Here is a 12,502-nt window from a genome sequence, read left to right as displayed (position 1 = left end):
GTTCGGGAAGGCGCTACAGCGTCGCGCGGAGCCACTGCTCCACGCTTGCCACGTGCACCGTCGCCCACGCCCGCGCCGCCTCCCCGTCGCGGTCCCGCAGTGCCGCCAGGATCGCGCGGTGCTCGTGGAGGGTGCGGCTGACCGCGTCCTCCTGGGTCAGGCCGCGCCAGACGCGGGCCCGGGTCGTGGGGCCCGACAGGCCGTCCAGGAGGGAGCAGAGCACCGAGTTGCCCGCGGCCCCGACGATGCGGCGGTGGAAGTCCAGGTCCGCCGCGACGAGTTCCTCGACCGACGGGTCGGTCCCCAGCGCGTCGAGCTGGGCGGTCAGCGCGTCGAGTTCGGCTTCGGGGATGCGGCTCGCGGCCATCGCGGTGGCCGCCGGTTCAAGGATGCGGCGTACCGCGAGGAACTCCAGCACCGTGTCGTCCCGGTGGAAGTCGACGACGAAACTCAGCGCCTCGAGGAGCAGTTGGGGGTCGAGGCTCGTGACGTAGGTGCCGTCGCCCTGCCGTACGTCGAGGATACGGATCAGGGAGAGCGCCCGTACCGCCTCGCGCAGCGAGTTGCGCGACAGGCCCAGTTCGGCGGCGAGTTCGCTCTCCTTGGGCAGCCGGTCGCCGGGGCGGAGCGCGCCGGAGACGATCATCCCTTTGATCTTCTCGATGGCCTCGTCGGTCACGGCCATGACGTCGCCCCCATCGTCCACATCACTCACCAGACATCGGATGTCTGAGCGTACAACGAGGGCGACTCCCCCGGAGTCGCCCTCGTTGGGCCTGTCCGCCCGTCCGGTCAGCTCACCGGTCGCGCAGCACGTCCTCGACCCTGTTGCGGACGTCGTCCGTCGCCAGGCCGCGGATGGTCAGCGTGGTACGGCGGCGCAGCACGTCGTCCGCCGTCTCGGCCCACTCGTGGTCGCGCGCGTACACGACCTGCGCCCAGATCTCCGGCGCGTCCGGGTGGATACGCTCGGCCAGCGCGGGGTCCTCGTTCGCCAGGCGGGCGATGTCGAACGCCAGCGACCCGTAGTGGGTGGCGAGGTGCCGGGCGGTGTCGGCCGCCATCCGCGGGCCGGGCATCCCGCCGTCGACCAGGAGCCGGTGGGCGACCGCGTTGGGGTTGGCGATGCCGGGCAGCGGCAGCTTCTTCGGCAGGTGCGCGAGCGGCTCCATGTCCTCGGCGAGCGGGCGGCCCGGCAGGGTCGCCAGCTTGTTCATCACCGTGCGGCCGATGTGGCGGAACGTCGTCCACTTGCCGCCGGCCACCGACAGCATCCCGCCGCGCCCCTCGGTGACGACCGTCTCCCGCTTGGCCTTGGAGGTGTCTCCGGGGCCGCCCGGCAGCACGCGCAGACCCGCGAAGGAGTAGGTGATCAGGTCGCGTGAGAGCTGCTGGTCACGGATGGAGAACGCGGCCTCGTCGAGGATCTGCGTGACGTCCTTGTCGTTGACGGCGACATCGGCCGGGTCGCCCTCGTACTCCTCGTCGGTGGTGCCGAGCAGCAACATGTCCTCCCAGGGGAGGGCGAACGTGATGCGGTACTTGTCGATCGGGGTGGCGAGCGCGGCCCGCCACGGGGAGGTGCGCTTCAGCACCAGGTGCGCGCCCTTGGAGAGGCGGATGGACGGGGCCGCCTCCGGGTCCTCCATCCGGCGCAGGTGGTCGACCCACGGTCCGGTGGCGTTCAGCACCAGCCGCGCGGTGACGCCGAACTCGGTGCCGTCGGTGCGGTCCTTCAGCTCCGCGCCGGTGACCCGGCCCCGGGTGAAACGCAGTCCGGTGACCTCGGCGTGGTTGAGGACGGTGGCGCCCGACTCGGCGGCCGCGCGGACCGTCATGAGCGCCATGCGGGAGTCGTTCATCTGGTCGTCGCCGTAGACGGCGACGGCCTTCAGGTTCTCCGTACGCAGCTCCGGCACGTCCCGCTGTGCCTTCGCCGCCGATATGACGTGGCCGACGCCGTCACCGAACGCGGAGAGCGCGGAGTAGGCGAAGACGCCCGCGCCGAGCTTCGCCGCGCCGTGCGGACCACCCTTGTAGACGGGCAGGTAGAACGTGAGCGGGTTGGCCAGGTGGGGGGCCACCTGACGGGAGACCGCGCGCCGCTCGAAGTGGTTCTCCGCGACCAGCTTCACCGCACCGGTCTGCAGGTAGCGCAGGCCGCCGTGGAGAAGCTTGGAGGAGGCGGAGGAGGTGGCGCCGGCGAAGTCGCCGGCGTCCACCAGGGCCACCCGCAGCCCGGACTGCGCGGCGTGCCAGGCGGTGGAGATGCCCAGGATGCCGCCGCCGATCACCAGGAGGTCGTACGTCGCCTTGGAAAGCTGCTCCCGAGTCTCGGCGCGGCCCGCTGCTTTGAGGGAAGACACAGCCGAGCCGGAGGCCGGGTGCGTCCCGGAGGAGGGGACGCTCTGCAGGGTGGTCATTCTTGCTCCTCGTCAGTTTTCCTCGTCGAGCCAGCCCATGGTCCGCTCCACGGCCTTGAGCCAGCTCTTGTACTCGCTGTCACGCTTGTCAGCGTCCATGCGGGGGGTCCACTCGGCGGCCCTGCGCCAGTTGGCACGCAGCGCGTCGGTGTCCGGCCAGAAGCCGACGGCCAGGCCGGCGGCGTAGGCGGCGCCGAGGCAGGTCGTCTCGGCGACCATCGGGCGCACCACGGGGGCGTCCAGGAAGTCCGAGAGGGTCTGCATCAGCAGGTTGTTGGAGGTCATGCCGCCGTCGACCTTGAGCGCGGTCAGTTCGACGCCCGAGTCCTTCGTCATGGCATCCGTGATCTCACGGGTCTGCCAGGCGGTGGCCTCGAGAACGGCGCGCGCGATGTGCGCCTTGGTGACGTACCGGGTCAGGCCGGCGATCACACCGCGGGCGTCGGAGCGCCAGTACGGGGCGAACAGACCGGAGAAGGCCGGCACGAAGTAGGCGCCGCCGTTGTCCTCCACGGAGGAGGCGAGGGTCTCGATCTCGGCGGCGGAGTTGATAAGGCCCATCTGGTCGCGCATCCACTGCACCAGCGAACCGGTGACGGCGATCGAGCCCTCGAGGGCGTACACCGCCTTCTGGTCGCCGATGCGGTAGCCGACGGTGGTCAGCAGGCCGTTGTAGGAATTGACGGGCTCGTCACCGGTGTTCATCAGCATGAAGGTGCCGGTGCCGTACGTGGACTTGGCCTCGCCCTTCGAGTAGCAGGTCTGGCCGAACAGGGCCGCCTGCTGGTCGCCGAGCGCGGAGGCGACGGGGATGCCGTCGAGCGCGCCGCCCTTGGCGAGGCCGTAGACCTCGGCGGAGGACCGGATCTCCGGCAGGATCGCCGCCGGGACCTCCATGGACTGAAGGATCTTGTCGTCCCACTCCATGGTGTGCAGGTTCATCAGCATGGTGCGGGAGGCATTGGTGACGTCGGTGACGTGTACGCCGCCGTCGACTCCGCCGGTCAGGTTCCAGATGACCCAGGAGTCCATGGTGCCGAAGAGGATGTCACCGCGTTCGGCGCGCTCACGCAGGCCCTCGACGTTGTCGAGCAGCCAGCGGGCCTTCGGACCGGCGAAGTAGGAGGCCAGCGGCAGGCCCGTCTCACGGCGGAAACGGTCCTGTCCGACGTTGCGGCCGAGCTCCTTGCAGAGGGCGTCGGTGCGGGTGTCCTGCCAGACGATGGCGTTGTGGACCGGTTCGCCGGTGTTCTTGTCCCACAGCAGCGTCGTCTCGCGCTGGTTGGTGATGCCGATGGCCTTGACGTCGGCGGAGGTGATGCCGGCCTTCTCGATGGCTCCGGCGACGACTTCCTGGACGTTGGTCCAGATCTCGGCGGCGTCGTGCTCCACCCAGCCCGGCTTCGGGAAGATCTGCTCGTGCTCCTTCTGGTCGACGGAGACGATCCGGCCGTCCTTGTCGAAGACGATGCAGCGGCTGGAGGTGGTGCCCTGGTCGATGGCCGCGATGAACGGGCCGGTGGTGTGTGCGTCGGTCACGGTCTGCTCCTGCTCAGGTATCGGTGGATACGGCTCGTGCTGCTGATACGGCTCAGGCGAACGCGATGTTGTAGATACCCGCTGCGACGGCCGCACCGATCAGCGGACCGGCGACGGGTATCCAGGCGTAGCTCCAGTCGGAGCCGCCCTTGTTCGGCAGCGGGAGCAGCGCGTGCACGATGCGCGGACCCAGGTCGCGGGCCGGGTTGATGGCGTAGCCGGTGGGGCCGCCGAGCGAGAGGCCGATGGCGACGACGACGAGGGCGACCATGAGTCCGCCGAGCGGGCCGAGGCCCTTTCCGCTGTCGTTGAGACCCTGCGTGAGCACCGCCAGGACCAGCACGATCGTGCCGATGATCTCGGTGGCGAGGTTCTGCCAGACGTTGCGGATCTCGGGGCCGGTGGAGAAGACACCGAGGACCGGGCCGGCCTTGGCGGCGGCCCCGTCGTGCGGACCCTCGATCGCCTTGTCGGCGGGGTCGCCCACGATCTCGGGGTCGGTGAGGTGCGCGTGGAACTGGCCGTAGTAGGCGAGCCAGACCAGGGCGGCGCCGATCATGGCGCCGAGGAGCTGGCCTGCGACGTAGACGGGGACGTTGCCCCAGTCGTTGTCCTTGATCGCGATGCCGAGCGTGACGGCGGGGTTGAGGTGTGCACCGGAGAGCGCGCCGGTCATGTACACCGCGGTCAGAACCGCGAAGCCCCACCCGAGGGTGATGGCCAGCCAGCCGGCGTTCTGGGCCTTCGAGCGCTTGAGCACTACGGCGGCGACGACGCCGCCACCGAGCAGGATGAGTACGGCGGTACCGATGATCTCGCCGATGAAGATGTCGGAGTTGGACACCCGCGACTCCTTTGTCCTTCGTCCAGGGGGAAGGCGAACCCCGGGTCCCTCCGGTGGTCCGCGCCCTCAGTGAGGGCGTTTCCGGCCTGGCGTTGTCACACTCTAGCGCGTATTGCCGTTAGGTGTTCGACAATGCCGACCGGTGAACGGCAGTTTTGCCCCCCGGTAAACATGGCGTCAAGGGTTGTGTGGCCGAAAACCGGATCGTTACCAGACGATGTCTTCGACGGGTCAGAAGCGCCCGGCGCCGAGGTCCCTGGAGACCGCGCGGGCGCAGTCCCGCACCGCCGCGACAAGCTCGGAACGCAGCTCTCCGTCGTCGCAGACCCGCTCCACGGCACCCGTGATGGCGATCGCCCCCACGGGCATCCGGCGCCGGTCGTGGATGGGGGCCGCCACGGCGGCCACGCCCTCCCACGTCTCCTCCACATCGGCGGCCCAGCCCCGCGCCCGGGTGTGGTCCAGCAGCGACTCGAAGTCCTCGATGTCGGTCACGGTCCGCGGCGTGAACGCCTTGCGGTTCACTTCCAGGGCCTCCGTGTGGGCCACCGGGTCGAAGGCGGACAGGACCTTGCCGAGAGCGGTGGAGTGCAGCGGCTGCATGGCTCCCACCTCGAGCACCTGCCGGCTGTCGTCGGGCCGGAAGACGTGGTGCACGATCAGCACGCCGTGCTGGTGCAGCACGCCGAGGTGGACGCTCTCGCCGCTGGAGCGGGCCAGGTCGTCCGTCCAGACCAGGGCGCGGGCCCGTAGTTCGTGCACGTCCAGATAGCTGTTGCCGAGCCGCAGCAGCTCGGCGCCCAACTGGTAGCGGCCGGACGCGGCGTCCTGCTCGACGAATCCCTCCGCCTGAAGGGTCCGCAGGATGCCATGGGCCGTACCCTTGGCCAGATCGAGCGACGACGCGATGTCCGACAGGCCCAGTCGGCGTTCTCCGCCCGCGAGCAGTCGCAGCATCGCCGCAGCCCGCTCCAGTGACTGGATGTTTTTCGCCATCGGATCGGCCCTTCTCCAACACGGTTCGACAATGCTGAACACTATCGGTCGATGCCGACCTTGGTCACGGCGGACCGAGTATCTCGCGGTGGAGGCCTTGCGAAAAAGTCCGGAGACATGGCGTAGTCCGGCCCGTGGGACACCTCAGCCCCGTCGGGCCCACCCGGCTACTCTGGCTGGGTGCGCCTTCCCGCCGGTAGGCGCAAAGCCGACAGCCGTCGCATCCCAGGGAGCACATCCATGGCCTCGTTGCCGACCCCCTCCGCCGACAGCCGGACCCGTGTCCACGCTCTGCGCGAAGCGCTCGCCACCCGGGTGGTGGTGGCCGACGGCGCCATGGGCACGATGCTCCAGGCACAGGATCCGACACTCGAGGACTTCGAGAATCTCGAGGGCTGCAACGAGGTCCTCAACGTCACCCGCCCCGACATCGTGCGCTCCGTCCACGAGGCGTACTTCGAGGTCGGCGTCGACTGCGTGGAGACGAACACCTTCGGCGCCAACCACTCCGCCATGGGGGAGTACGACATCCCCGAGCGGGTCTACGAGCTCTCGGAGTCCGGTGCCCGGATCGCCCGCGAGGTGGCGGACGAGTTCACCGCGTCGACCGGCCAGCAGCGGTGGGTACTGGGCTCGATCGGCCCCGGAACCAAGCTCCCGACCCTCGGGCACGCCCCCTACACCGTGCTCAGGGACGGATTCCAGCAGAACGCCGAGGGCCTGATCGCGGGCGGCGCGGACGCGCTCATCGTCGAGACGACCCAGGACCTGCTCCAGACCAAGGCCGCGATCCTCGGAGCCCGCCGCGCCATGGAGGCGACCGGCGCCGACCTCCCGCTCCTTTGTTCCCTCGCCTTCGAGACGACCGGCACGATGCTGCTGGGCTCCGAGATCGGCGCCGCGCTGACCGCGCTGGAGCCGCTCGGCGTCGACATGATCGGTCTGAACTGCTCCACCGGCCCGGAAGAGATGAGCGAGCATCTCCGCTATCTCACCCGCCACTCCCGTATCCCGCTGCTGTGCATGCCGAACGCCGGCCTTCCGGTGCTCACCAAGGACGGGGCGCACTTCCCGCTCGGTCCCGAGGGCCTGGCCTCGGCCCAGGAGCAGTTCGTCGCCGACTACGGCCTGTCCCTGGTGGGCGGCTGCTGCGGTACGACGCCCGAGCACCTGCGTCAGCTGGTGGAGCGGGTGCGGGGCGCGGAGCTGACGCCGCGTGACCCGCGTCCGGAGCCGGGCGCCGCCTCCCTCTACCAGTCGGTGCCGTTCCGTCAGGACACCGCTTATATGGCGATCGGTGAGCGGACGAACGCGAACGGGTCGAAGAAGTTCCGCGAGGCCATGCTCGAGGGCCGCTGGGACGACTGCGTGGAGATGGCCCGCGACCAGATCCGCGAGGGCGCGCACATGCTGGACCTGTGCGTCGACTACGTGGGCCGCGACGGCGTCGCGGACATGGAGGAGCTCGCCGGCCGGTTCGCGACCGCCTCGACGCTGCCGATCGTGCTGGACTCGACCGAGGTCGACGTCATCGAGGCGGGCCTGGAGAAGCTGGGCGGCCGTGCGGTCATCAACTCGGTGAACTACGAGGACGGCGACGGACCGGAGTCGCGGTTCGCGAAGGTCACCGCGCTCGCCAAGGAGCACGGCGCCGCGCTGATCGCCCTCACCATCGACGAGGAGGGTCAGGCCCGTTCGGTGGAGCACAAGGTCGCGGTCGCCGAGCGGCTGATCGCGGACCTGACCGGCAACTGGGGCATCCACGAGTCGGACATCCTCATCGACACGCTGACCTTCACCATCTGCACCGGGCAGGAGGAGTCCCGCAAGGACGGCCTCAACACCATCGAAGCCATCCGCGAACTCAAGCGCCGCCACCCCGACGTCCAGACCACGCTGGGCCTGTCCAACATCTCCTTCGGCCTCAACCCGGCCGCCCGCGTCCTGCTCAACTCCGTCTTCCTCGACGAGTGCGTCAAGGCGGGCCTCGACTCCGCGATCGTCCACGCCTCCAAGATCCTGCCCATCGCCCGGTTCGACGAGGAGCAGGTCACGGTCGCCCGCGACCTCATCCACGACCGCCGCGCCGAGGGCTACGACCCCCTGCAGAAGCTCATGGAGCTCTTCGAGGGCGTCTCCACCACGTCCCTCAAGGCAGGCAAGGCCGAGGAACTGGCCGCCCTGCCGCTCGACGAGCGCCTGCAGCGCCGCATCATCGACGGTGAGAAGAACGGCCTGGAGGCCGACCTCGACGAGGCCCTGAAGGACACACCGGCCCTCGCCATCGTCAACAACACCCTCCTGGCGGGCATGAAGGTCGTCGGCGAGCTGTTCGGCTCCGGGCAGATGCAGCTGCCGTTCGTGCTCCAGTCCGCCGAGGTGATGAAGAACGCGGTGGCGCACCTCGAGCCGCACATGGAGAAGTCCGATGCCGAGGGCAAGGGCACGATCGTGCTGGCCACCGTCCGCGGCGACGTCCACGACATCGGCAAGAACCTGGTCGACATCATCCTGTCCAACAACGGCTACAACGTCGTCAACCTGGGCATCAAGCAGCCCGTCTCCGCGATCCTCGACGCGGCCAAGGAACACAAGGCCGACGTGATCGGCATGTCCGGCCTGCTGGTCAAATCCACGGTGATCATGAAGGAGAACCTCCAGGAGCTCAACCAGCGGGGCATGGCGGCCGACTACCCGGTCATCCTCGGCGGCGCGGCCCTCACCCGGGCCTACGTCGAACAGGATCTCCACGAGATCTACGAGGGCGAAGTACGTTACGCCCGCGACGCGTTCGAGGGCCTGCGCCTGATGGACGCCCTCATCGGCATCAAGCGCGGCGTCCCCGGCGCGGTCCTGCCCGAGCTGAGGCAGCGCCGGGTCAAGGCCACGACGGCGGTCGTGGAGGAGCGCCCGGAGGAAGGCGCGGTCCGCTCCGACGTCGCCACCGACAACCCGGTCCCGACCCCGCCGTTCTGGGGCACCCGCGTCGTCAAGGGCATCCCGCTCAAGGACTACGCCTCCTGGCTCGACGAGGGCGCCCTGTTCAAGGGGCAGTGGGGACTCAAGCAGTCCCGGGCGGGAGACGGCCCCTCCTACGAGGAGCTGGTGGAGTCCGAGGGCCGGCCCCGGCTGCGCGGCCTGCTGGACCGGCTGCAGACCGACAACCTCCTCGAAGCGGCCGTCGTCCACGGCTACTTCCCCTGCGTGTCCAAGGGCGACGACCTGATCATCCTCGGCGACGACGGCTCGGAACGCACCCGCTTCTCCTTCCCGCGGCAGCGCCGGGGCCGGCGTCTGTGCCTGGCGGACTTCTTCCGCCCCGAGGAGTCCGGCGAGACCGATGTCGTCGGCCTCCAGGTCGTCACCGTCGGCTCCCGCATCGGCGAGGAGACCGCCAAGCTGTTCGAGGCCAACTCCTACCGGGACTACCTCGAGCTGCACGGCCTGTCCGTCCAGCTCGCCGAGGCGCTGGCCGAGTACTGGCACGCCCGGGTGCGCGCCGAACTGGGCTTCGGCGGCGAGGACCCGGCCGACGTGGAGGACATGTTCGCCCTGAAGTATCGCGGCGCCCGGTTCTCCCTCGGTTACGGCGCGTGCCCCGATCTCGAGGACCGGGCCAAGATCGCGGAGCTGCTCGAGCCCGAGCGGATCGGCGTCCAGCTGTCGGAGGAGTTCCAGCTCCACCCGGAGCAGTCCACCGACGCGATCGTCATCCACCACCCCGAGGCGAAGTATTTCAACGCACGCTGATCGTTCGGGTCGTACACTGGTCGGTCCAGTGCAGGCCGGTCGCCTGTCCCCGCGGGAGAGCCGCTGGGAGAGGTGGCCGGCCTTCTCGTCCCTCACGGAGGTGTGCCCATGACCAGCACGGTCCCCGCGTCGCTGACCCGTTCGGCGGAAGCGGCCGCACTTCAGGCCGTATTTCTCGACATGGACGGCACCCTCGTGGACACGGAGGGCTTCTGGTGGGACGCGGAGGTGGAGGTCTTCGCGGATCTCGGGCACCGGCTGGACGAGACCTGGCGGGACGTGGTGGTCGGCGGACCGATGACCCGGAGCGCGGGCTATCTCATCGAGGCCACCGGCGCGGACATCAGCCTCACGGAGCTGACCGTGCTGCTCAACGACAAGTTCGAGGAGCGGATCAGCAGGGGTGTACCGCTGATGCCGGGCGCGGCCCGGCTGCTCGCCGAACTGGCGGCGCACAACGTGCCCACGGCGCTCGTGTCCGCCTCGCACCGGCGCATCATCGACCGGATCCTCGCCTCTCTCGGGCCCCAGCACTTCGCGCTCTCGGTCGCGGGGGACGAGGTGCCGCGTACCAAGCCGCACCCCGATCCGTATCTCCTCGCCGCCCAGGGTCTGGGCGCGGAACCGGCGAGATGCGCCGTCGTGGAGGACACGGCGACCGGTGTGGCATCCGCCGAGGCAGCCGGATGCCGGGTGGTCGCCGTCCCGTCCGTGGCCCCGATCCAGCCGGCCGGCGGCCGGGTCGTCGTTCGGTCCCTGGAAGAAGTGGACGTCGTTTTTCTGCGCACTCTCATCAGCGCAAAGCAGTGATACGGGCACTGTCCGTGCTTTTCGATTCCGTCGGAAACCCAGGGCAGTGAGTTCTGCCTTTTCCGTGACCGTCGAACGGCTTTCCGGCTTGATCGAAATTGGGTCGAACGGCGTGACCTTCGTCACTGTGAGTGGTGCGCAACCAGGGATGATGTGCGTCCGACACCCCTTCGGGAGGGGTCTCGGGCAGCCCATGTGTCCCGATTGATGCGGGTGTTTACGAATATTCCGTGGCAGTGCCATCCACTCACAGGCATTGATGATCACTCAGCGATTACGGCCCAACTCGGGCCCGGTCACGCTTTCCTGGCGTTGCCGACTAATCTCGTCGCGAGAGCTTCGCTGCATCACCGTGGTGTCCCGTCGGCCACCCCGCCGTCGGAAACACAGGACCGATCGTCTGTATCCCCGGCCCGATCGCGCCGCCCCGACCGGGCGGAGGCGGCGGAGTGTCTTGAACACATCGCTGTATCACAGTGCCGGATCGGTGAGGGAGAACGTCCAGGATGAACCGTAAGACTTTGGTGCTGCCGGCCGTGGTCGGCCTGCTCGCGCCCGTGCTCGTCGCCTGCGGCAGCACGGACGGCGGGTCCGACGGCGGTGATGCCATAGTCGTGGGCACCACGGACCAGTTCGTCGCCGGCGAGGACGCCCCGGCACCCCTGGACCCGGCCTACGCGTACGACACCGGTGCCTGGAACGTGCTGCGGCAGACGCTGCAGACCCTGATGCACGCCCCGCGCGGCGGCGGCGAGCCCGTGCCGGACGCCGCGGAGAGCTGCCTCTTCACCGACACCGTGAGCGAGAGCTACCGCTGCAAGCTGCGCAGCGGCCTCAAGTTCGCCGACGGCACTCCGGTCACCGCCGAGGACGTCAAGTTCTCCATCCAGCGTGTCCTGGACATCGACGCCGACAACGGCACGGCCGCCCTGCTCTCGAACATCGACACCATCGAGACCAAGGGCGACAACGAGATCATCTTCCATCTCGCCACGCCGGACGCCACCTTCCCGTACAAGCTCTCGACGCCGGCCGCCGGCATCGTCAGCAAGGAGAAGTACGACGGCAAGAAGCTGCGCGAGGGGTTCGAGGTCGACGGCTCCGGCCCGTACACGATGAAGACGGAGACCGACGGGGACAAGGTCTCCAGGGTCGTCTTCAGCAAGAACCCGAACTACACGGGCGACCTGAAGCTGAAGAACGAGAAGGTCGTCCTGCGTTCCTTCGCCGACGCCGACTCCATGGGCAAGGCCCTCGAGTCCGGTGACATCGACCTGATGACGCGCACCATGGCGCCGGAGCAGATCAAGGAGATGCTGGAGAACCCGAAGGAGGGCATCGAGCTCACCGAGATGCCCGGCCTGGAGATCCGCTACCTCGCCTTCGACACCAGCGACCCGGCCGTGAAGAACAAGGCCGTCCGGCAGGCCATCGCGTCGCTCGTCGACCGCGGCCAGATCGCCGGTGAGGTCTACGGCGCCACTGCCGAGCCGCTCTACTCGCTCATCCCGAAGAGCATCTCGGCGCACACCAACTCGTTCTACAACAAGTACGGCGAGCCCAGCCGCAAGAAGGCCGCCGCGCTCCTGGACGACGCCGGTATCGACACCCCGGTCCAGCTCACGCTGCACTACACCACCGACCACTACGGAGAGGGAACGGCCAAGGAGTTCGAGGCCCTTCGTGACCAGCTCAACGCGAGCGGGCTCTTCGAAGTCAAGGTCGAGGGCACCGAGTGGTCCAAGTTCCGGCCCGCCCAGAAGCGGGGCGACTACGCCGTCTACGGCCTCGGCTGGTTCCCCGACTTCCCGGACCCGGACAACTACACGGCGCCGTTCCTCGGCGAGGGCAACTTCCTCAACTCGCCCTACGTGAGCGACAAGGCCCGCGAACTCATCCCGCAGTCGCGGCGCGACGTCGACCGTACCGCGGCGTCGCCTGCCTTCAAGGAGATCCAGGACATCGTCGCGGACGACGTCCCCGTACTGCCCCTCTGGCAGGGCAAGCAGTACGTCGCCGCGCGCGACGACGTGAGCGGTGCCGAGTGGGCGCTGAACTCCAGCTCCGACCTCCAGCTCTGGGAGCTGTCCCGCGGCGGGAGCTGATCGGGGCGGACGCGCGACCGCAGAAAGACCGGTGC

General features: G+C 69.0%; 8 protein-coding genes. 3 read left to right on the top strand and 5 right to left on the bottom strand.

What is annotated here, in order from left to right; translation table 11 throughout:
- Window positions 1-13: 13 nt before the first annotated feature.
- The 5 genes from ACWGH4_RS19850 to ACWGH4_RS19830 form a co-directional block, all read right to left on the bottom strand.
- Window positions 14-685, bottom strand: coding sequence for a FadR/GntR family transcriptional regulator (locus ACWGH4_RS19850; RefSeq protein WP_307705525.1), 672 nt, complete (start codon window positions 683-685; stop codon window positions 14-16).
- A 112-nt stretch (window positions 686-797) separates the two neighbouring features.
- Window positions 798-2,423, bottom strand: coding sequence for an FAD-dependent oxidoreductase (locus tag ACWGH4_RS19845; protein ID WP_453462445.1), 1,626 nt, complete (start codon window positions 2,421-2,423; stop codon window positions 798-800).
- 12 nt (window positions 2,424-2,435) lie between these two features.
- A complete protein-coding gene (gene glpK / locus ACWGH4_RS19840; protein WP_356639628.1) occupies window positions 2,436-3,962 on the bottom strand; it encodes a glycerol kinase GlpK in 1,527 nt (508 codons plus the stop codon).
- Window positions 3,963-4,014: 52 nt separating this feature from the next.
- Entirely contained in the window at window positions 4,015-4,806 is a 792-nt protein-coding gene (locus tag ACWGH4_RS19835; RefSeq protein WP_441266460.1) for an MIP family channel protein, read from the bottom strand.
- 231 nt (window positions 4,807-5,037) lie between these two features.
- Complete coding sequence (locus ACWGH4_RS19830; RefSeq protein WP_441266459.1) at window positions 5,038-5,802, bottom strand: IclR family transcriptional regulator domain-containing protein; 765 nt, start codon at window positions 5,800-5,802, stop codon at window positions 5,038-5,040.
- Between the two features lie 240 nt (window positions 5,803-6,042).
- On the opposite strand from ACWGH4_RS19830, the gene metH reads away from it, so the two are divergent.
- The 3 genes from metH to ACWGH4_RS19815 all read left to right on the top strand — a co-directional run bounded on the left by metH (window position 6,043) and on the right by ACWGH4_RS19815 (window position 12,467).
- Window positions 6,043-9,552, top strand: a complete 3,510-nt coding sequence (metH, locus tag ACWGH4_RS19825) for a methionine synthase (RefSeq protein WP_453462440.1) — start codon at window positions 6,043-6,045, stop codon at window positions 9,550-9,552.
- A gap of 108 nt (window positions 9,553-9,660) precedes the next feature.
- Window positions 9,661-10,362 carry an HAD family hydrolase gene (locus tag ACWGH4_RS19820; RefSeq protein ID WP_453462437.1) on the top strand — a complete coding sequence of 234 codons (702 nt, stop codon included), beginning with the start codon at window positions 9,661-9,663 and terminating at the stop codon, window positions 10,360-10,362.
- A 506-nt stretch (window positions 10,363-10,868) separates the two neighbouring features.
- Window positions 10,869-12,467 carry an ABC transporter substrate-binding protein gene (locus ACWGH4_RS19815; protein ID WP_441265409.1) on the top strand — a complete coding sequence of 533 codons (1,599 nt, stop codon included), beginning with the start codon at window positions 10,869-10,871 and terminating at the stop codon, window positions 12,465-12,467.
- Window positions 12,468-12,502 lie beyond the last annotated feature (35 nt).

It is taken from the genome of Streptomyces sp. NPDC054847 (assembly GCF_053610925.1).
Note: the sequence above shows the minus strand (reverse complement) of the source record. Positions and strands in the feature narration are given on the sequence as shown.

What these genes read in the sequence shown, in the direction of transcription:
- metH (WP_453462440.1), top strand. Translation starts at nt 6,043, where the DNA reads ATGGCCTCGTTGCCGACCCCCTCCGCCGACAGCCGGACCCGTGTCCAC.
- ACWGH4_RS19815 (WP_441265409.1), top strand. Translation starts at nt 10,869, where the DNA reads ATGAACCGTAAGACTTTGGTGCTGCCGGCCGTGGTCGGCCTGCTCGCG.
- ACWGH4_RS19820 (WP_453462437.1), top strand. Translation starts at nt 9,661, where the DNA reads ATGACCAGCACGGTCCCCGCGTCGCTGACCCGTTCGGCGGAAGCGGCC.
- ACWGH4_RS19845 (WP_453462445.1), bottom strand. Translation starts at nt 2,423, where the DNA reads ATGACCACCCTGCAGAGCGTCCCCTCCTCCGGGACGCACCCGGCCTCC.
- ACWGH4_RS19850 (WP_307705525.1), bottom strand. Translation starts at nt 685, where the DNA reads ATGGCCGTGACCGACGAGGCCATCGAGAAGATCAAAGGGATGATCGTC.
- ACWGH4_RS19830 (WP_441266459.1), bottom strand. Translation starts at nt 5,802, where the DNA reads ATGGCGAAAAACATCCAGTCACTGGAGCGGGCTGCGGCGATGCTGCGA.